Here is a 20,138-nt window from a genome sequence, read left to right as displayed (position 1 = left end):
TCGGCGCGCGGCATCGTTGAGTCCGCGCTATCGAAAAGCAATCATAAAAGTGGAGGCGACATGAATCATTCCATCCGCCGCTTGGCGCGCGGGGCGCTGGGCGCGTTCTGCGCAATGGCCGCCGCGAGCGCGTTTGCGCAGGCGGCGACGCCCGCAGGCACCTGGCAAACCATCGACGACGCGACGGGCAAGCCCCGCGCCATCATCCAGATCGCCGATGAGGGCAACGGGCAGCTTTCGGGCAAGGTCGTGCGCGGCATCGGCGAGTTCGACCATCCGGAGCGCCGCTGCACCGCCTGCACCGACGAGCGCAAGGATCAGCTCATCAAGGGCATGACGATCATCACCGGCACGAAGCCCGACGGCGACGCGTGGGACGGCGGGCAGATTCTCGATCCCGACAACGGCAAGCTCTACAAATGCAGGATGACGCTCGAAGACGGCGGGCGAAAGCTCGTGGTGCGCGGCTATATCGGCGTGTCGCTGCTGGGGCGGTCGCAAACGTGGCTGCGCCAGCAGTAAACAAAAAGCCGGCGGGCGACCTGAGTCTCCCGCCGGCTTTTGAGCCGCAACGCGCGTTGAATTACGCCGCGCGACGAACCGATGCCGCTGCATGCTCCACGCGCGCAGCCGCGATTTCCTGGACATCCGCAATGGCTTGCGCCGCTGCGATCGGCAACTCGGCCGGCACGCGCATGCGCGAGGTCATGAGCGCATACAGCGATTCGCCCGCCGTCCCGAACAACTGCGTCATCACGCGCAGAAGTACGCCGGATTCATGCCACGCCTTGAAGCGGCGATGGCACGTCTGATACGACGGATACTTGCGCGGCAACGTGGACCACGAAGCACCGCTGTACATGACCCACAGCACGCCGTTCAGCACGGCGCGGGTATTCGCCAGGGGACGGCCACGCAATTCGGAGCGCGGGCGCAGTTCGGGCAGCAACGGCGCGACCATCTGCCACTCTTCGTCGGACATATCGCGGTAAGGCTTCACGGCATTCTCTCCAATGTTCTGACTGAAAACTGGCGAGAACGATACCGAGCGCCGGCGAGCCGGCAAATCGGAGAGGTCCGAATCTTGAAAACACCGCGAAAGCCTTATGCCGTTTGGCTAATCGCTTCTTTTTGATTCTCGTATTCAGGTGAGGGAGACGCTCGCCTGGCGACGCGGCGTCTCCAGATATTCCTGCGACTGCATCTCGACGATGCGCGACACCGTTCGCGCGAATTCGTTGGCCATCGGCCCTTCGACGTACAGATCCTCGGCAGGCACCGCCGCCGACATCAGGAGCTTGACCTTGTGGTCGTAAAAGACGTCGATGAGCCAAGTGAAGCGGCGCGCCTCCGACGCCATACGAGGCGACATCTGCGGCACGTCCGACAGGATGACCGCGTGAAAGCGGTTCGCGATCTCCAGATAGTCGTTCTGCGAGCGCGGGCCGCCGCACAGCGTCGCGAAGTCGAACCACACGACGCCATCCGCCTTGCGCAGCGCCTTGATCTCGCGCTTTTCGATATGCAGGATCGGGCTTTCGTCGGGCACTGCGGCGAGCTTCGCATAGTCCTTGCGCAGCGCCTTGTCCGCCGCCGCGCCGAGCGGCGTGTGATACGCCTTCACTTGCGACAGCGTGCGCTTGCGGTAATCGGTGCCCGCGTCGACGTTCAGCACGTCGAGATTCTTCTTAATGAGCTCGATGGCCGGCAGCAGGCGGTCGCGATGCAGGCCCTCGGGATAAAGCGTGTCCGGCTCGTAATTGGAGGTCATCACGAACTGCACGCCGTTGTCGAAAAGACGGTCGAGCAGGCGATAAAGAATCATCGCGTCGGCAATATCGGAGACGTGGAATTCGTCGAAGCAGATCAATCGATAGCGTTTGGTGATGCGTCGGGCGAGTTCGTCGAGCGGATCGGCCTGGCCTTTCAGCTCTTCCAGTTCGCGATGCACTTCGCGCATGAACTCGTGAAAGTGCAGGCGCGTCTTGCGCTGCACCGGCACGACCGCGTAGAAGCTGTCCATCAGAAAGCTCTTCCCGCGCCCGACGCCGCCCCACATGTAGACGCCGCGCGGCAGGTCCGGATGCACGAGCAGCTTCTTGAACGCGTTCGAGCGGCGCGCCTTGTACGCGACCCATTCTTCGTAGCAGCGCTGCAGGCGCGCGACGGCCGCGAGTTGCGCCTCGTCCGATTGATAGCCCCGCGTGCGCAGTTCGTTTTCGTAGTATTCGGTGACGTTCATCTTCTGCCGTTCGAAGTGACGAAGGCGAGCGGTTTGACCCGCTCGCCTTCGTGTGCGATGCCTTAATGCCCGAAGCCGAGCCGTCTTACATATTCAAAGCACGCTTGTCGACCGCGAGCGCCGCTTCGCGCATCACTTCGGAGAGCGACGGATGCGGATGGCAAATGCGGCCGATGTCTTCCGACGCCGCCTTGAACTCCATCGCCACGACCGCTTCCGCGATCAGATCCGACGCGTCCGCTGCGATGACGTGCACGCCGAGGATCTCGTCGGTCTTCGCGTCCGCGATCATCTTGACGAAGCCTTCGGCACGGCCGATACCGAGCGCGCGGCCATTCGCCATCATCGGGAACTGGCCGGTCTTGATCTCGCGCCCTTCGGCCTTGAGCTGCTGTTCCGTCTTGCCGACCCACGCGATTTCCGGTTCCGTGTAGATGACCCACGGCACGCAGTTGTAGTCGATATGGGGCTTCTGGCCATCGATGATTTCCGCCACCGCCACGCCTTCGTCTTCCGCCTTGTGCGCGAGCATCGGGCCGCGCACCACGTCGCCGATGGCGTACACGCCCGGCACGCTCGTCGCGCAGTGATCGTCCACGTCGATGAAACCGCGCTCGTTCGCCTTCAGGCCGATGCTTTCCAGACCGAGGTTATCGGTGTTCGGCACGCGGCCAATCGACACGATCAGGCGATCCGCGTCCAGCGTCTGCGCGTTGCCCGCATTGTCCGTGTACGCGATCGATACGCCGTTAGCCGTGGTCTTCACTTCGCCGATCTTCACGCCGAGGTGAATGTCCAGACCTTGCTTCTTGAACTGCTTCGCTGCTTCCTTCGCGAGCGATTCATCCGCCGCGCCGAGGAATTGCGGCAGCGCTTCCAGCACGGTGACTTCCGCGCCCAGACGCCGCCACACCGAGCCGAGTTCCAGACCGATCACGCCCGCGCCGATGACGGCGAGCTTCTTCGGCACGGAATCGAACGAGAGCGCGCCTTCGTTGTCGGCGATCAGCTTGTTGTCGACCGGAATGTTCGGCAGATGACGCGCCTTCGAACCCGTCGCGATGATCACATTCTTCGCGGTGACGACTTCCGCTTCGCCTTCGCCCGACACTTCGATCTGCACGCCGGCGCCCGTCTTGCCGGCGAACTTGCCGTGACCCTTGAGCCACGTGATCTTGTTCTTGCGGAACAGAAATTCGATGCCCTTCGTCATCTTCTCGACGATGCCATCCTTGCGCGCGAGCATCTTCGACACATCGAGCTTCACATCCGACACGCTGATGCCGTGATCTTCCAGATGCTTCGACGCGTTCTCGAATTCTTCCGACGACGCCAGCAGGGCCTTCGACGGAATGCAGCCCACGTTCAGGCACGTGCCGCCGAGCTTCAGCGCGCCGGCCGGGTTCTTCCACTTCTCGATACACGCAACCGTCTTGCCGAGCTGCGCTGCGCGAATCGCCGCGATATAGCCGCCAGGGCCCGCGCCGATCACGACGACATCAAATTCTTTGGACATGACTTTCCTTGATCGTGCCTCCGCTCTTGCGGAGACGCCTTGGTGATGGTGCGCGCGAGCCTATCGCGCGCACCAAAGGCACTTGTGTGTCTTACAGATCGAGCAGCAGACGAGCCGGATCTTCCAGCGCGTCCTTCATCGCGACGAGCGACAGCACGGCTTCGCGGCCGTCGATGATGCGGTGGTCATACGACAGCGCGAGGTAGTTCATCGGGCGAATCACGATCTGGCCGTTTTCGACGACCGCGCGTTCCTTCGTCGCGTGCACGCCGAGAATCGCGGACTGCGGCGGGTTGATGATCGGCGTCGAGAGCATCGAGCCGAACACGCCGCCGTTCGAGATAGAGAACGTCCCGCCCGTCATTTCTTCGATGGACAGCTTGCCGTCGCGCGCCTTCGCGCCGAATTCGGCAATCTTCTTCTCGATGTCGGCGAGGCTCATCTGATCTGCATTACGCAGGATCGGCACGACCAGACCGCGCGGCGAACCGACCGCGATACCGATGTCGAAGTAACCGTGATAGACAATGTCGTTACCGTCGATCGACGCGTTCACGAGCGGGAACTTCTTGAGCGCATGAACGGCAGCCTTCACGAAGAACGACATGAAGCCGAGCTTCACGCCGTGTTCCTTCTCGAAGCGGTCCTTGTACTTGTTGCGCAGGTCCATGACCGGCGCCATGTTGACTTCGTTGAACGTCGTCAGGATGGCGTTGGTTTGCTGCGACTCGAGCAGACGCTCGGCGATACGCGCGCGCAGGCGCGACATCGGCACGCGCTGTTCCGGGCGATCCTTGAGCCACTGGTCGGCCGATGCGGGTGCGCCGACTTGCGGCAGCGACGGCTTCGCGGCCTTCGCGGGCGCGGCCGCCGGGGCGGGCTTTGCAGCAGGCGCCGGAGCCGATGCTGAAGCGGCGAGCGCATCTCCCTTGGTGATGCGGCCGTCGCGGCCCGTGCCGGACACCTGATCCGCCGACACGCCCTTCTCGGCCAGAATCTTAGTCGCAGCCGGCGACGTCGCGCCGCCCGTGGCCGTCGCGCTCGCTTGCGCGGCAGCCGACGACGATGCAACCGCCGGTTCGGCTTGCGGCGCGGGCTTCACTTCCGCGTCGCCGGCAGCGGCGACGGCGGCGGGCGCTGCGCCTGCCGTTGCTTCGGTGTCGATCTTCGCGATGATTTCGTCGGCGGTGACGATATCGCCGTCATGCTTGATGACTTGCGCGAGCACGCCAGCGGACGGTGCGGGCACTTCGAGCACGACCTTGTCCGTTTCGATTTCGATCAGGATTTCGTCCTGGGCGACAGCCTCGCCCGGCTTCTTCTTCCATTGCAGCATGGTCGCTTCCGAAACCGACTCGGAAAGCTGGGGAACCTTGACTTCTATGATAGCCATTTCTGTATTGTCCTAATGCGTGTCTGTGTGTTCGAGCGTCGGGAGCCGGGCGCGCCGCGCGCGCCGGTCCCGATCAGGCAACGATTACTTCGCGATGGTTTGCGCACCCTTCAGGCGGCCGAACGCGCCTTCCACGAGCGCCTTCTGCTGCTCGTAGTGCTTCGCGTAATAGCCGACCGCGGGCGATGCCGAAGCGGGACGGCCGCTGTACGCCAGCTTCATCCCTTCCTTCATGCCTTCACGCAGATGATGCTCGATGTAGAACCAGGCGCCCTGGTTCTGCGGCTCGTCTTGCACCCACACGACTTCGGTTGCGTTCTCGTACTTCTTGAGTTCCGCGTCGAACTGCTTGTGCGCGAACGGATACAACTGTTCGATACGCACGATGGCGACGTCGTTCGCCTTCGCTTCGCGGCGATGCGCGACGAGGTCGTAATACACGCGGCCCGAGCAGCAGACCACGCGCTTGACCTTCTTCGCGTCGATGCTTTCGTCCACTTCGCCGATGACCGGCTGGAACGAGCCCTTCGCCAGTTCCGACAGGTCCGACACGGCTTCCTTGTGACGCAGGAGCGACTTCGGCGTGGCGATGATGAGCGGCTTTCGGAACAGGCGGATCATCTGGCGGCGCAGCAGATGGAAAATCTGCGCGGGCGTCGTCGGCTGGACCACTTGCATGTTGTGATCCGCGCACAGTTGCAGGAAACGCTCGATGCGTGCCGACGAGTGCTCCGGACCCTGGCCTTCGTAGCCGTGCGGCAGCATCATCGTGAGGCCCGAGACGCGGCCCCACTTCACTTCGCCCGACGAGATGAACTGGTCGATCACCACTTGCGCGCCGTTCACGAAGTCGCCGAACTGCGCTTCCCACGCGACGAACGTGTTCGGTTCGGCGGTCGAATAGCCGTACTCGAAGCCGAGCACCGCTTCTTCCGACAACACGGAGTCGATGACCGTGAACTTCGCCTGGCCGTCCGCGATGTTCTGCAGCGGGATGTACGTGCCGTCGTTCCAGCGCTCGCGGTTCTGATCGTGCAGAACGGCGTGGCGGTGCGTGAACGTGCCGCGGCCCGAGTCCTGGCCCGTGAGACGCACGGCGTAACCCGACGCAACCAGCGACGCGAACGCGAGATGCTCGCCCATGCCCCAATCGAGCTTCGCTTCGCCACGGCCCATCGCGCGGCGGTCGTTGATGACGCGCTCGACGAGCGGGTGAACCTTGAAGTTCTCCGGGATCGTCGTGATGCGCTCAGCGAGGCGCTTCAATTCGGCGAGCGGCACGGCTGTGTCCGCCGCGTCCGTCCACTTGCGGTTAAGGAACGGCACCCAGTCGACCGCGTACTTGCTCTTGTAGTTCGAGAGCACCGGATCGATCGTGTGATGACCTTCGTCCATCGCCTGACGGTACGCCTTGACGAAGTTGTCGGCGTCTTCGGCGCTGATCACGCCCTGCTGCACGAGCTTTTCCGCGTACAGCGCGCGCGTGCCCGGATGCTTCGCGATGGTCTTGTACATCAGCGGCTGCGTGACCGCCGGCGTGTCCTGCTCGTTGTGGCCGAGCTTGCGGAAGCAGACGATATCGACGACCACGTCCTTATGGAACTTCATGCGGAAGTCGATGGCGAGCTGCGTGGCGAGCACGACGGCTTCGGGATCGTCGCCGTTCACGTGCAGCACCGGCGCCTCGATCATCTTGACGACGTCCGAGCAGTACAGCGTCGAGCGCGAATCGCGCGGGTCCGACGTCGTAAAGCCGATCTGGTTGTTGATGACGATATGCAGCGTGCCGTGCGTGCCGTAGCCGCGCGTCTGCGCGAGGTTCAGCGTTTCCATCACGACACCCTGGCCCGCGAAAGCCGCGTCGCCGTGAATCTGCACCGGCAGCACTTGCAGGCCTTCGTCGTCGCCGCGACGATCCATGCGCGCCTTGGCCGAGCCTTCGACCACCGGATTCACGATTTCCAGGTGCGACGGATTGAACGCGAGCGACAGGTGAACAGGGCCGCCTTCGGTCGACACATCCGACGAGAAGCCCTTGTGGTACTTCACGTCGCCGGCCGGCAGGTCATCGACGTGCTTGCCTTCGAATTCGGCGAAGAGGTCGGCCGGCATCTTGCCGAGCGTGTTCACGAGCACGTTGAGACGCCCGCGGTGCGCCATGCCGATCACGATTTCCTGCACGCCGTTCTTGCCCGCGTGACGCACGACTTCGTCCATCGACGCGATGAAGCTCTCGCCGCCTTCCAGCGAGAAGCGCTTCTGGCCGACGTACTTGGTGTGCAGGAAGCGCTCGAGGCCTTCGGCGGCCGTCAGGCGGTTCAGGATGTGCTTCTTCTTGTCGTTCGAGAAATTCGGCGTCGAGCGGATCGACTCGAGGCGTTCCTTCCACCAGCGCTTCTGCTCGGGATCGCTGATGTACATGTATTCGGCACCGATCGTGCCGCAATACGTGTCACGCAATGCCTTGACGATCTCGCGCAACGTCGCGCGCTCGAAACCGAAATACAGGTTCGTGGCGCTGAACGTCTGGTCCATGTCGGCTTCGGTGAAGTCGTAGAACGCAGGTTCGAGTTCGGGGATATGCGGACGCTCGCGGCGCTTGAGCGGATCGAGATTGGCCCATTGCGAGCCGAGGAAGCGATATGCGCCGATGAGGGACTGAACGTAGACTTGTTTTCGCGCGGTGGCGAGGTCTTCGGTCGCGCCTTCGCGGGGAATGAAGCCGTTCGCCTTCGCGCGCTGGGCAAACGATTCGACGATCGGGCCGTGGGCCACGTCGTTGTGATTCGTGCCGTCCGATGCGGGCACGTTCTGCAACGCATCGAAATAGGCTCGCCAGGTCTCGGGCACTGACGCGGGATTATCGAGATATGCTTCGTACAACTCTTCGACGTACGGAGCATTACCGCCGAACAGATAGGAGTTCGACTGGAATTGCTTCATCATTTTTACGCTCACCTTTCTTCGAGTTTCTCGAGGAAGTGCGGGTTACGAAACCTTCCGCGCCACGGCCTGACCGTTTAGCGGATTGCGCGAATCAAGTCTGCTTGGAAGGACCTAAAAAGCGACAGCTAATCCGACTAGCATAGCACAGAACCATTCGTCATATGACCGGCGGTCGCACCTTTGCGCTCGCGTTCACCCTTCTACAGCGGGCATGTGCGGGCGTTCCACGCTCTGTGCAAGAGCGTCGTCTGCGTTTCTTTGTCGGCCTCGTTCAAGGAATCTTTAACGCTTTCGCGACATGAACGCAAAAAGCCGCCCGAAGGCGGCTTTTCACTTGAACGCGGCTTGCGCTGCTCAGTCGGCAGAGGCTTCGCGGCTCGCGCGACGGCGCTCGTGTTCCTTCAGATGACGCTTGCGCAGGCGAATGGACTGCGGCGTGACTTCGACCAGTTCGTCATCGTCGATGAACTCGACCGCGTATTCCAGCGAAAGCTGGATCGGCGGAACGAGACGCACGGCTTCGTCGGTGCCCGAGGCGCGCACGTTGGTCAACTGCTTGCCCTTGATCGGGTTCACGACCAGGTCGTTATCGCGGCTGTGAATGCCGATGATCATGCCTTCGTACAGCGCATCGCCCGGCGACACGAACATGCGGCCGCGATCCTGCAGCTTCCACAGCGCGTAGGCGACAGCGGCGCCGTCGTCCTGCGAGATCAGCACGCCGTTGCGGCGCTCGCCCACCGAGCCTTCCTTCACCGGCGCGTAGGAATCGAACGTGTGGCTCATGAGGCCCGTGCCGCGCGTGAGCGTCAGGAACTCGCTCTGGAAACCGATCAGGCCGCGCGCCGAAATCTTGTACTCGAGACGCGTGCGACCACGGCCGTCCGACGTCATGTCGAGCATTTCGCCCTTGCGGCGGCCGAGTTCTTCCATCACGCCGCCCTGATGCTGGTCTTCGATGTCGACCGTCAGGTTTTCATACGGCTCGTGCTTCACGCCGTCGATTTCCTGCAGCACCACGCGCGGACGCGACACCGCAAGCTCGTAACCTTCGCGACGCATGTTCTCGACGAGAATCGTCAGGTGCAGTTCGCCGCGACCGGATACTTCGAACGTGGTTTCGTCGCCGGTATCCTTCACGCGCAGCGCGACGTTGTGATTTAACTCTTTCGTGAGGCGGTCACGAATCTGGCGGCTCGTCACGAACTTGCCTTCCTTGCCCGCGAGCGGCGACGAGTTCACGAGGAAGTTCATCGTGAGCGTCGGCTCGTCGACGGTGATCATCGGCAGCGCTTCCGGATTGTCCGGCGAGCAGATGGTCACGCCGATGCCGATTTCCTCGATGCCGTTGATCAGCACGATGTCGCCTGCTTGCGCTTCTTCGACCTGCACGCGCTCCAGACCGTGGAACGACAGCACCTGATTGATCTTGCGATTCAGGATCGCGCCATCCGGACCGGAACGCACGGCCACTTGCATGCCGGGACGGATACGGCCACGCGCGACACGGCCCACGCCGATACGGCCGACATACGAGTTGTAGTCGAGCGACGTGATTTGCAGTTGCAGCGGACCGTCCGGATCGGCCGGGCGAACCGGAACGTGTTCGAGAATGGCTTCGAACAGCGGACGCATCGTGCCTTCGCGCACTTCGGGGTCGAGTCCGGCATAGCCGTTCAGACCCGACGCGTAGACGATCGGGAAATCGAGTTGTTCTTCGGTCGCGCCGAGCTTGTCGAAGAGATCGAACGTCTGGTTGATCACCCAGTCGATACGCGCGCCCGGACGATCCACCTTGTTGATAACGACGATCGGCTTCAGGCCGAGCGCGAGCGCCTTCTTCGTGACGAAGCGCGTTTGCGGCATCGGGCCTTCGACGGCATCGACGAGCAGCAGCACGGAGTCGACCATCGACAGCACGCGCTCGACCTCACCGCCGAAGTCGGCGTGTCCCGGCGTATCGACGATATTGATGTGCGTGCCTTCGTATTCGACCGCGCAGTTCTTCGCGAGAATCGTGATGCCGCGTTCCTTTTCGATGTCGTTCGAGTCCATGACGCGCTCGGCGACCTGCTGGTTTTCACGGAACGTGCCCGACTGGCGGAGCAGCTGGTCGACGAGCGTGGTCTTGCCGTGGTCGACGTGGGCAATGATGGCGATATTGCGGAGGGCGCGAGTCATAAGCGGTATCTTGGTTGTGCGCCGTGGAGCGAGGGCCGCGAAGCAGTAAGCTCGGTGGCTGATGGCTCGGCAGACCCTCGGGTAAGCGTCACGTCACGCATTCGCTTAGCGTGACTGTTTGGGGATGACTCTTCTGGGCCCGGCGCGGTGAGAACCGTAAATTATAGCACGCGTGCGTTTCAGCATCGAAGGGCGCCACGCGCAAGCGGTTCGGCGAAGTAGACGCCCTGGACGATTGTTAAGCGTCTTCGGAAAACACTGTTGCAGCGTCAGATGGCCGCGCCTATAATCCTGCCTAGTCAACTATTGCTCCCGCACCTAAAACTTCCATGAGCGACGCTCCCAACCCCACGGCGATCGACAATTACGTGCTCAGCGAAAGCGTCGGCTATCTGCTGAGCCGCGTGCGTTCGACCCTGTGGAACATGGTGACGCAGCACACGACGTCCGAACTGGGCATCACGAGCACGCAGGCGAGCATCGTGTTCATGCTGGCCGTCGGCAAGTGCCTGACGGCGGCGGACATCGCGCGCGAATACGGCATCGACGCGAGCGCGGTCACGCGGCTCATCGACCGGCTGGAGAAGCGCGGACTGCTGTCGCGCGTGCGCAGCGAGGAAGACCGGCGCGTCGTGCGCCTCGCGCTTACCGCCGACGGCCGTGCGATGGCCGAGAAGGTTCCCGCCATTTTCACGCGGGTGCTGGACGCCCTCCTCGCGGGTTTCACGCCCGAGGAAGTCGGCTTCCTGAAGAGCATGCTCAGGCGCATCCTGGCCAACACCTGCGATCCCGCCATCTGTCCGGCGGTGGGCGACAAGCCCGGCGCGTCGTTGCGCTGACAAGCAAATCGGGCCCGCATTCTCCTCCCGCCACCGACGAAATGATTGCAACGTCCATCTTCAACATTCATCTCAAGAGACGCGCGATGAAACACCTTTCCTTGTCCGCACGCAGGCCTGCGCCTTCGCTGCGCCGCGCGAGAAGCGCCGTGGCGGCCGCCGTCGCCGCGCTGGCGGTCGCGGGCTGCGCGAACTATGCGGGCATCTCGAGCGACAAGCAGATCGCCACGCCCGACGCACTCGAGTCCACGCAAAGCGTGCCGGGGCAAGGCGGTCAATGGCCGAGCCTCGACTGGGCGAAGCAGTTCGGCGATCCGCAACTGCCGCAATTGATCGACGAAGCGCTCGCGGACAACCCGAGCATCGCGCAGGCGCAGGCGCGCATCGCGAAGGCGTCGTCCTATATCGAAAGCTCGCGCTCGACACTGTATCCGCATGTGAACGGCTCATATTCGTGGACGCGCGAACTCTATTCCGGCAATGCGCTCTTCCCGCCTCCGTATGGCGGCACCTGGTTCAGCGAGAACAACGTGCTCGCGAGCGCGTCATGGGATCTGGACCTGTGGGGCAAGAACCGCGCGCGGCTCAACATGGCCGTTTCGCAGCAGAAGGCGGCCGAAGCGGACATGCAGCAGGCGCGCGTGACGCTCGCCGCGTCGGTGGCGCGCAGCTATAACCAGCTCGCTCTCCTCTACGCGCTTCGCGATGTCACGCAGCGCGAGATCGCCAATCGCGAGAATGTCGGACGCATTACGAGCGGTCGCGTGAGCGCGGGTCTCGACACCAACGTCGAACGCCGCACCGCCGAAGGCAACGTGGCGACGAGCCAGACGAACCTGAGCGAGCTCGACGGGCAGATCCAGTCGGTGCGCTATCAATTGGCAGCGCTTCTCGGCAAGGGGCCGGACCGTGGCCTGCAGATTGCCAATCCGGTGATCGATCCGAACGTCAACGTTACGCTGCCGGATAACGTGCCCGCCGACCTCATCTCGCGCCGCCCGGACATCGTCGCCGCGCGCTGGCAGGTCGAAGCGGCGACGCACAACATCAAGGAAGCGAAGGCGGAATTCTTCCCCGACATCAATCTGGCGGCGGGCTTCGGTTTCGACGCCTTCGGCTGGGGCCGCTTCCTGCAGGCGAGCAGCCGGCAGATTCAGGCAGGCCCGGCAATCCACCTGCCGATTTTCGACGCCGGCGCGCTGCGCGCGCAGTTGAAGGGCCGCTACGCCGATCTCGAAGGCGATGTCGCGAACTACAACCAGACGCTCGTCAACGCGCTGAACGACGTGGCCACGAACATCGCCGCGATCCGCTCGCTCGACAGGCAAATGGCCGACGCCCAGCGCGCCCTCGCCGCCGCGACGAGCGCGTATCAGCTCGCAGTGATCCGCTACAAGGCTGGCCTGTCGCCGCAACTGCAGGTGCTCACGGCCGACCAGAACCGTCTCGCGAACGAGCAGACCGTGACGAACCTGCGCCTGAAGCGCAGCGACTTGCAGATCGCGCTGATCCGCGCGCTCGGCGGCGGCTTCGACGCGACGAGCACCAATCTCGCCATCGACGGCAGCGGACAGCGCCAGGCCGCGAACCAGGCCGACAATCAAGCCGCGCCGTCCAACTGAGCCGTCTGAAAAAAACACGCACCAAGACCAATACGGATTATTCGGAGCCCATTCATGAGCGACCCTCAACAAAACGCCGCCGCCGCCGCGCCGAAGCAGAACAACGGCAAACGCCGCCGGCTGATGACGCTGATCGTGCTCGTCATCATCATCGCGGCCGTGGCCTACGGCCTGTACTACTTCCTCGTCGCGCGATTCCACGAGGCGACCGACGACGCCTACGTCAACGGCAACGTCGTGCAGATCACGCCGCAAGTGGTCGGCACGGTGATCTCGGTGAATGCCGACGACACGCAGACCGTGAAGATCGGCGATCCGCTCGTCGCGCTCGATCCCGCCGATTCGAAAGTCGCGCTCGATCAGGCGGAGGCGAATCTCGCGCAGACCGTGCGCCAGGTCCGCACGTTCTTCGTCAACAACAACCAGTACGAAGCACAAGTCGCGCTGCGCAAGTCGGATCTTTCGCGTACGCAGGACGACCTTCGCCGCCGCCTGACGGTTGCGCAGACGGGCGCGGTATCGCAGGAAGAAATCTCGCATGCACGCGATGCCGTGCGCAGCGCGCAGGCCGCGCTCGACGCCGCCCAGCAGGAACTGGCGTCGAACCGGTCGCTGACGGCGAATACGACCATCGCGGATCACCCGAACGTGCTCGCCGCCGCCGCGAAGGTCCGCGATTCGTACATCAACTACGCGCGCAACACCCTGCCCGCGCCGGTCACGGGCTATGTGGCGAAGCGCTCGGTGCAGGTCGGCCAGCGCGTCGCGCCCGGCAATCCGCTGATGGCGATCGTGCCGCTCAATGGCGTGTGGGTCGACGCGAACTTCAAGGAAGTGCAGCTGAAGCACATGCGCATCGGCCAGCCGGTCGAACTGACGGCCGACCTCTACGGTTCGGGCGTCGTCTTCCACGGCAAGGTAATCGGTTTCTCGGCAGGCACGGGCTCTGCCTTCTCGCTGCTGCCCGCGCAGAACGCGACCGGCAACTGGATCAAGGTCGTGCAGCGCCTGCCGGTTCGCATCGAGCTCGATCCGAAGGAACTGGAGCAGCATCCGCTGCGTATCGGCCTCTCGATGAACGTCGACGTCACCATCAAGGACGAGAGCGGCGGCCAGCTCGGCGCCGCGCAGAACACGGTGTATCAGACGAACGTGTTCGACAAGTACGGCGCACAGGCCGACGAAGAAATCGCGCGCATCATTCAGCAGAACGCGGGCAGCGGCGCGGGTACGCAAGGCACGTCGGCGCCTTCGGCTTCGTCGTCGACCTCGCGCGGCAACGCGACGAAGTCCGCGTCGGCCGCCAAGCTGATGTAAGCGGCACCCTCGCACACTCGACACATGTCTCAAGCTAACGTCGTCCATCCGCCGCTTTCGGGCGGCAAGCTCGTCGTCGGGACCATCGCGGTCTCGCTCGCCGTGTTCATGAACGTGCTCGACACGTCGATCGCGAACGTTTCGATTCCGTCGATCTCCGGCGATCTCGGCGTCTCGTCCGATCAGGGCACGTGGGTCATCACGTCGTTCGCGGTCGCCAACGCGATCTCGGTGCCGCTCACCGGCTGGCTCACGCAGCGCTTCGGGCAAGTGCGCCTCTTTCTCGGCTCGATTATTTTGTTCGTGCTCGCGTCGTGGCTGTGCGGACTCGCGCCGACGCTGCCGTTCCTGCTCGCCGCGCGCGTGCTGCAAGGCGCGGTCGCCGGCCCGATGATTCCGCTTTCGCAGACGCTGCTGCTCGCGAGCTATCCGCGCGAAAAGGCGCCGATGGCGCTCTCGATGTGGTCGATGACCACGCTTATCGCGCCGGTCGCGGGGCCGGTGCTCGGCGGCTGGATCTCGGACAACATCTCCTGGCCGTGGATCTTCTACGTGAACATTCCGGTCGGGTTTGCGGCAGCGCTCGCCACCTTCGCTATTTTCCGCGACCGGGACAGCGTGATTCGCAAGGCGCCGATCGATACCGTCGGTCTCGGGCTGCTCGTCGTCTGGGTCGGCTCGCTGCAGGTCATGCTCGACAAGGGCAAGGACCTCGACTGGTTCAACTCGACCACCATCGTCGTGCTCGCGCTGATCGCGGTGATTTCGTTCGCGTTCTTCATCGTGTGGGAGTTGACGGCGGAGCATCCGGTCGTCGATCTGTCGCTCTTCGAACTGCGCAACTTCACGGGCGGCACCATCGCGCTTTCGATCGGCTACGGGCTCTACTTCGGCAATCTCGTGCTGCTGCCGCTGTGGCTGCAAACCGATATCGGCTATACGGCGACGAACGCCGGTCTCGTGATGGCGCCGGTCGGCGTGTTCGCGATCCTGCTCTCGCCGCTCACCGGCAAGTTCCTGCCGCGCACCGATCCGCGACGCATCGCGACGGCTGCGTTCCTCGTCTTCGCGTTGTGCTTCTGGATGCGTTCACGCTACACGACGGGCGTCGACACATGGTCGCTGACGCTGCCGACGCTCATTCAGGGCATCGGCATGGCGGGCTTCTTCATTCCGCTCGTGTCCATCACGTTGTCAGGATTGCCGGGGCATCGCATTCCGGCAGCGTCGGGCTTGTCGAACTTCGTGCGGATCATGTGCGGCGGTATCGGCACGTCGATTTTTTCGACGGCGTGGGAGCATCGCTCGATCGTGCATCACGCGCAACTCGTCGAGCAGGCGAACTCGTTCAATCCGACGTTCGCCAATTCCGTGCAGCAGATGAGCGCGCTCGGCATGTCGCAGCAGCAGGCTTACGGCCTGTTCAACAGCATGGCGACGCAGCAGGCCGCGCAGTTGGGCGTGAACGACATGTTCTATATTTCGGCGGGGATTTTCGTCGCGCTGATTGCGCTGATCTGGATCACGCGGCCCGAGCGGACGTCGGGCGGCGACTCGGCGGCGGCGGCATCGGCGGCGCACTGATCGGCTAGAAGCGCGTGATCGTAAAAAAAAGCCTGGAATCTTGCGATTCCAGGCTTTTTTGTTTCAGTTCGCCGTGACGACCAGGCGCTCCGGCGCGAGCACGCCCTCACCCGCTTTCGCGACGCCCAGCAAGCGGCCGCCCTCCTGCGCATACACACGGACGCGCCCGGCTTCGAGTCCGGCGGACGATACCTCCGCGAGCTTCAGGCGCTGACCATGAAGAAAGCGCGCGGTCGCGGCGTCGTCGAGCCGGATAGCGGGGAACGTGGACAATAGCGCGTCGACCGGCTGGAGCGTTTGGTCGCGCTCCGCTTCGGTCATGGCCGCCAATGCATCGAGCGTCACCGCGTTTTCGAGCGTCAGCGCGCCGACGCCCGTGCGCCGCAGCGCGGTCAGATGCGCGCCACAACCGAGCGCCTCGCCGATGTCTTCCGCGAGCGTGCGGACATACGTGCCCTTGCTGCACGTCACGCGAAACGTCACGAGCGGCAGCGCGCACGCGATCATCGCGAGCGCGTGAATCGTCACCTGGCGTCCTTCGCGCTCGACCGTCTGCCCCGCGCGCGCGTATTCGTAGAGCGGCTTGCCGTCGCGCTTGAGCGCCGAGTACATCGGCGGTATCTGCACGATTTCGCCGATGAACCGCTCAATCGCCGCTTCGACGGCCGCTTCGTCGCATGCTACCTCGCGCGACTCGATGGCCTCGCCTTCGGCATCGCCCGTCGTCGTGCGAACGCCCAAGCGCATCGTGGCTTCGTAGGTCTTGTCGGCGTCGAGCAGGTCTTGCGAGAACTTCGTCGCCTCGCCGAAGCAAAGCGGCAGCAGACCGGTCGCAAGCGGATCGAGCGTGCCCGTGTGGCCGGCCTTCTTCGCCAGGTAGAGGCGCTTCGCCTTGATGAGCGCGTCGTTGCTGGACAAACCGAGCGGCTTGTCGAGAAGCAGTACGCCGTCGAGCGCGCGGCGCGGAATCTTCGGACCGCCTTTCACTTACGCGCCTTCTTCGTCATCCGCCGCATCTTTCGCGCGCGTCGCGTTCGCTTCTTCGATGAGGCGCGACATCTCGACGGCCTTCTCGATGGTCTTGTCGTAGTGGAAGTGCAGCGTAGGCACCGTATGAATGTGCAGGCGCTTGAAGAGCTGATTATGTAGATGGCCCGCCGCGTGATTCAGCGCTTCCTCTGTCGCCTTCGGGTCGCCCGTGAGCGTCGTGAAATAGACCTTTGCGTGCGCGTAATCGGGCGTGAGTTCGACGCTTTGCATCGTCACGAGACCGATGCGCGGGTCTTTCACCTCGCGCATCAGTTCGGAAAGATCGCGCTGGATCTGATCGGCGATCTGCACGTTGCGGTTCGCGGAGGTACGTCTTTTAGCCATGATGTTCTGTCCATTCTTGCTTGGCCGCGCCAAAAGAAAAAAGGCGGAGCAGCCGACAGGCCCGCTCCGCCTCGAGGCTCAGCGCAATGATGCGTTACAGCGTGCGAGCCACTTCCGTCACTTCGAAGACTTCGAACTGGTCGCCCTCGGCGACGTCGTTGAAGTTCTTGATCGACATACCGCACTCGAAGCCCTGACGCACTTCCTTGACGTCGTCCTTGAAGCGCTTCAGCGAATCCAGCTCGCCGGTATGGATCACGACGTTGTTGCGAATCACGCGCACCGACGAGGAACGCTTGACCACACCGTCCGTCACCATACAACCCGCGATCAGACCGACCTTCGGCACGCGGATAACCTGACGCACCTCGACCGTGCCCGTCACCGTCTCGCGCTTCTCCGGCGCGAGCATGCCGGACATTGCCGCCTTCACCTCATCCACTGCGTCATAGATGATGTTGTAGTAACGGATGTCGATGCCGTTCGCCTCGGCCACCTTGCGCGCCTGTGCATCCGCACGCGTGTTGAAGCCGATGATGACCGCCTTCGACGCCGTCGCCAGGTTGACGTCCGACTCGCTGATCGCGCCGACCGCGCTGTGCACGATCTGAACGCGCACTTCGCCGGTCGACAGCTTCTGCAGCGACTGCACGAGCGCTTCCTGCGAGCCCTGCACGTCCGCCTTGACGATGAGCGGCAGGTTCTGCACTTCGCCTTCGCCCATCTGCTCCAGCATGTTTTCCAGCTTCGCGGCCTGTTGCTTCGCGAGCTTCACGTCGCGGAACTTGCCCTGACGGAACAGCGCGATTTCGCGGGCCTTGCGCTCGTCCGGCAGGACGATGACTTCCTCTCCCGCTGCCGGGACTTCCGACAGACCCTGAATCTCGACCGGAATCGACGGACCCGCGGTCTTCGTCGGCTTGCCCGTTTCGTCCAGCATTGCGCGGACACGGCCGTAGGCGCTGCCCGCCAGAACCACGTCGCCGCGGTTGAGCGTGCCCGACTGAACCAGAATGGTCGCGACCGGACCCTTGCCCTTGTCGAGCTTGGCTTCGATGACGAGACCCTTCGCAGCCGCTTCGACCGGCGCGGTCAGTTCCATCACTTCGGCCTGCAACGACACGTTTTCCAGCAGATCGTCGATGCCCTTGCCGGTTTTCGCCGACACTTCGAGGAACGGCGAATCGCCACCGTACTCTTCCGGCACCACGCCTTCCGCGACGAGTTCCTGCTTCACGCGGTCGGGGTTGGCGTCCGGCTTGTCGATCTTGTTGATCGCGACGACGATCGGCACGCCGCCCGCCTTCGCGTGAGCGATCGCTTCCTTCGTCTGCGGCATCACGCCGTCATCCGCTGCGACCACCAGAATGACGATGTCCGTTGCCTTCGCACCGCGCGCACGCATGGCCGTGAAGGCCTCGTGACCCGGCGTGTCGAGGAAGGTAATGACGCCGCGCGGCGTTTCGACGTGATACGCGCCGATATGCTGCGTGATGCCGCCCGCTTCGCCCGCCGCCACTTTCGCGCGACGGATGTAGTCCAGCAGCGACGTCTTGCCGTGGTCGACGTGACCCATGACCGTCACGACCGGCGGACGCGGCAGACGCTCTGCCGTTTCCTCGGTGGTTTCGCCTTCGATCAGCAGCGCTTCCGGATCGTCCAGCTTCGCCGCGACCGCGCGATGGCCCAGTTCCTCGACGACGATCATCGCCGTTTCCTGGTCCAGCACCTGGTTGATCGTGACCATCTGGCCGAGCTTCATCATCACCTTGATGACTTCCGAAGCCTTCACCGACATCTTGTGCGCGAGGTCGGCCACCGAGATGGTTTCCGGAACGTGCACTTCACGGACGATCGGTTCGGTCGGCGCCTGGAACGTGGTCTGTTCCTGATGCTTGCCACGGCCCTTCGGACCGCCGCGCCAGCCGCGATCGACGCCGCCGCTCGTGTCGCCGCGCGTCTTGATGCCGCGGCGCTTTGCTGCATCGTCCTGTTGCCAGCCGCCCTTGCCGCCAGCCTTCTTCTTGTCGCCAGCCGGCGCCGTGGTCGCGGGCGCAGCGGCGCCGCCTGCCGCCGGCTTCTTCGCGGCTGCCGGACGCGCGGCCTGCGCGCCTTCCGGCTTAGCGGGCTTGTGCAGCGTGCCCTTCGCTTCGGCGGCCTTCGCGGCTTCCGCCGGCTTCGCGACGGGCGCCGGTTCCGGCGCCTTCACCTGCGCCTTGCGCGGCGTATTCATCATCTCGCGGATGGCGCGCGCTTCGGCTTCCGCCGCCGCACGGCGCTTCGCGATGGCTTCCTGTTCGAGACGTGTCTTCTCGGCAGCCTCGCGCGCGGCATCTTCTGCCTTCTTGGCGGCTTCGCGTTGCGCTGCGCGCTCGCTCGCGGCCTTTTCTTCCGCTGCCTTTTCGGCGGCGGCGCGCTGGGCGCTGTCGTCGGGCTTGTCCTGCTTCTCCGGCTTGACTTCGGCCTTCGCTTCGGCCGTGACCTGCGTACGCGCTTCCTGGCGTGCCGCCTGAGCCGCACGCGAGATTTCCGCTGCCTGAGCGGCAGCCGCCGCACGGCGCTCCGCCTCAGCTTCCTGACGGCGACGCTCGGCTTCGGCCGCTTCCTCGCGTTCGCGGCGTTCCGCTTCCTCGCGTTCGAGCTGGGCCTGACGCTCCTTCAGCTCGCGCTCTTCGCGCTCGAGCTGTTCGGCGGCGCGGCGCGCTTCTTCCTCGCGGCGCTGCAGCTCGGCCTCGTCGACTTCCGGCTCCTCGACGTGATTCGGCGTCTCGGCCGCCTGCTCCACGCCGGTTTCGTCGCGCTTCACGAAAACACGCTTCTTGCGCACCTCGACCTGAATGGTGCGAGCTTTACCCGTTGCGTCGGATTGCTTGATTTCCGACGTATGCCGGCGGGTCAAAGTGATCTTGCGCTTGTCGGCTTCGGCGGAACCGTGCGACTTGCGCAAATGATCGAGCAGACGCGCCTTGTCCGTCTCGGACAGGTCGTCGTTCGCGCTCGCTTTCTGGACGCCAGCCGCCTGCAACTGCTCGAGCAGGACGCCCGCAGGCATTTTGAGTTCCGCGGCAAATTGGGCTACGTTGTTACTCGCCATTCATTCCTCTTGATGCAAGGACCAATCCTT

At 63.7% G+C, this 20,138-nt stretch carries 14 protein-coding genes; 5 read left to right on the top strand and 9 right to left on the bottom strand.

Annotation, left to right across the window (positions count from 1 at the left end; all coding sequences use genetic code 11):
* The first annotated feature begins 60 nt into the window (after positions 1–60).
* A complete protein-coding gene (locus tag LDZ27_RS06325; RefSeq protein WP_244815840.1) occupies positions 61–522 on the top strand; it encodes a DUF2147 domain-containing protein in 462 nt (153 codons plus the stop codon).
* A gap of 61 nt (positions 523–583) precedes the next feature.
* Here the strand turns inward: LDZ27_RS06325 and LDZ27_RS06320 are convergent, their stop codons facing one another.
* The 6 genes from LDZ27_RS06320 to typA all read right to left on the bottom strand — a co-directional run bounded on the left by LDZ27_RS06320 (position 584) and on the right by typA (position 10,278).
* The gene (locus LDZ27_RS06320) at positions 584–1,000 is read right to left on the bottom strand and encodes a transposase (protein WP_244815839.1); all 417 of its coding nucleotides are present in this window, start codon (positions 998–1,000) and stop codon (positions 584–586) included.
* Between the two features lie 144 nt (positions 1,001–1,144).
* Positions 1,145–2,242 (bottom strand): cell division protein ZapE, encoded by a 1,098-nt coding sequence (zapE, locus tag LDZ27_RS06315; RefSeq protein WP_244815838.1) that lies wholly within the window; start codon positions 2,240–2,242, stop codon positions 1,145–1,147.
* Positions 2,243–2,327: 85 nt separating this feature from the next.
* Entirely contained in the window at positions 2,328–3,758 is a 1,431-nt protein-coding gene (lpdA, locus tag LDZ27_RS06310) for a dihydrolipoyl dehydrogenase (RefSeq protein WP_244815837.1), read from the bottom strand.
* Positions 3,759–3,849: 91 nt separating this feature from the next.
* Positions 3,850–5,151 carry a 2-oxoglutarate dehydrogenase complex dihydrolipoyllysine-residue succinyltransferase gene (gene odhB / locus LDZ27_RS06305; protein ID WP_244815836.1) on the bottom strand — a complete coding sequence of 434 codons (1,302 nt, stop codon included), beginning with the start codon at positions 5,149–5,151 and terminating at the stop codon, positions 3,850–3,852.
* Between the two features lie 84 nt (positions 5,152–5,235).
* The gene (locus LDZ27_RS06300; RefSeq protein WP_244815835.1) at positions 5,236–8,097 is read right to left on the bottom strand and encodes a 2-oxoglutarate dehydrogenase E1 component; all 2,862 of its coding nucleotides are present in this window, start codon (positions 8,095–8,097) and stop codon (positions 5,236–5,238) included.
* 354 nt (positions 8,098–8,451) lie between these two features.
* Positions 8,452–10,278 carry a translational GTPase TypA gene (typA, locus tag LDZ27_RS06295; RefSeq protein WP_244815834.1) on the bottom strand — a complete coding sequence of 609 codons (1,827 nt, stop codon included), beginning with the start codon at positions 10,276–10,278 and terminating at the stop codon, positions 8,452–8,454.
* Positions 10,279–10,607: 329 nt separating this feature from the next.
* On the opposite strand from typA, the gene LDZ27_RS06290 reads away from it, so the two are divergent.
* The 4 genes from LDZ27_RS06290 (at position 10,608) to LDZ27_RS06275 (ending at position 15,640) form a co-directional block, all read left to right on the top strand.
* Positions 10,608–11,117: a MarR family winged helix-turn-helix transcriptional regulator gene (locus LDZ27_RS06290; protein WP_244815833.1), complete on the top strand. Its 510-nt coding sequence runs from the start codon at positions 10,608–10,610 to the stop codon at positions 11,115–11,117.
* A gap of 86 nt (positions 11,118–11,203) precedes the next feature.
* Positions 11,204–12,739, top strand: coding sequence for an efflux transporter outer membrane subunit (locus LDZ27_RS06285; protein WP_244815832.1), 1,536 nt, complete (start codon positions 11,204–11,206; stop codon positions 12,737–12,739).
* Positions 12,740–12,793: 54 nt separating this feature from the next.
* On the top strand, positions 12,794–14,056 hold the full coding sequence (locus tag LDZ27_RS06280) for an efflux RND transporter periplasmic adaptor subunit (RefSeq protein ID WP_244815831.1): 1,263 nt from the start codon (positions 12,794–12,796) through the stop codon (positions 14,054–14,056).
* A 24-nt stretch (positions 14,057–14,080) separates the two neighbouring features.
* Positions 14,081–15,640, top strand: coding sequence for a DHA2 family efflux MFS transporter permease subunit (locus LDZ27_RS06275; protein WP_244815830.1), 1,560 nt, complete (start codon positions 14,081–14,083; stop codon positions 15,638–15,640).
* A gap of 63 nt (positions 15,641–15,703) precedes the next feature.
* On the opposite strand, the gene truB is transcribed toward LDZ27_RS06275, so the two are convergent.
* The 3 genes from truB to infB form a co-directional block, all read right to left on the bottom strand.
* The gene (truB, locus tag LDZ27_RS06270; RefSeq protein WP_244815829.1) at positions 15,704–16,627 is read right to left on the bottom strand and encodes a tRNA pseudouridine(55) synthase TruB; all 924 of its coding nucleotides are present in this window, start codon (positions 16,625–16,627) and stop codon (positions 15,704–15,706) included.
* Complete coding sequence (gene rbfA, locus LDZ27_RS06265; protein WP_244815828.1) at positions 16,628–17,014, bottom strand: 30S ribosome-binding factor RbfA; 387 nt, start codon at positions 17,012–17,014, stop codon at positions 16,628–16,630.
* A gap of 94 nt (positions 17,015–17,108) precedes the next feature.
* Positions 17,109–20,108 (bottom strand): translation initiation factor IF-2, encoded by a 3,000-nt coding sequence (gene infB / locus LDZ27_RS06260; RefSeq protein ID WP_244815827.1) that lies wholly within the window; start codon positions 20,106–20,108, stop codon positions 17,109–17,111.
* Positions 20,109–20,138 lie beyond the last annotated feature (30 nt).

The organism is Caballeronia sp. Lep1P3, from assembly GCF_022879595.1.
Classification (GTDB): Bacteria; Pseudomonadota; Gammaproteobacteria; order Burkholderiales; family Burkholderiaceae; genus Caballeronia.
This window is presented reverse-complemented; position numbering and strand designations above follow the sequence as displayed.

Excerpts from the sequence above, each read along its gene's own strand:
- LDZ27_RS06275 (WP_244815830.1), top strand. The coding sequence starts at position 14,081 with ATGTCTCAAGCTAACGTCGTCCATCCGCCGCTTTCGGGCGGCAAGCTC.
- LDZ27_RS06300 (WP_244815835.1), bottom strand. The coding sequence starts at position 8,097 with ATGATGAAGCAATTCCAGTCGAACTCCTATCTGTTCGGCGGTAATGCT.
- LDZ27_RS06290 (WP_244815833.1), top strand. The coding sequence starts at position 10,608 with ATGAGCGACGCTCCCAACCCCACGGCGATCGACAATTACGTGCTCAGC.
- infB (WP_244815827.1), bottom strand. The coding sequence starts at position 20,108 with ATGGCGAGTAACAACGTAGCCCAATTTGCCGCGGAACTCAAAATGCCT.
- rbfA (WP_244815828.1), bottom strand. The coding sequence starts at position 17,014 with ATGGCTAAAAGACGTACCTCCGCGAACCGCAACGTGCAGATCGCCGAT.
- lpdA (WP_244815837.1), bottom strand. The coding sequence starts at position 3,758 with ATGTCCAAAGAATTTGATGTCGTCGTGATCGGCGCGGGCCCTGGCGGC.
- LDZ27_RS06325 (WP_244815840.1), top strand. The coding sequence starts at position 61 with ATGAATCATTCCATCCGCCGCTTGGCGCGCGGGGCGCTGGGCGCGTTC.
- LDZ27_RS06285 (WP_244815832.1), top strand. The coding sequence starts at position 11,204 with ATGAAACACCTTTCCTTGTCCGCACGCAGGCCTGCGCCTTCGCTGCGC.
- typA (WP_244815834.1), bottom strand. The coding sequence starts at position 10,278 with ATGACTCGCGCCCTCCGCAATATCGCCATCATTGCCCACGTCGACCAC.
- odhB (WP_244815836.1), bottom strand. The coding sequence starts at position 5,151 with ATGGCTATCATAGAAGTCAAGGTTCCCCAGCTTTCCGAGTCGGTTTCG.
- LDZ27_RS06280 (WP_244815831.1), top strand. The coding sequence starts at position 12,794 with ATGAGCGACCCTCAACAAAACGCCGCCGCCGCCGCGCCGAAGCAGAAC.
- zapE (WP_244815838.1), bottom strand. The coding sequence starts at position 2,242 with ATGAACGTCACCGAATACTACGAAAACGAACTGCGCACGCGGGGCTAT.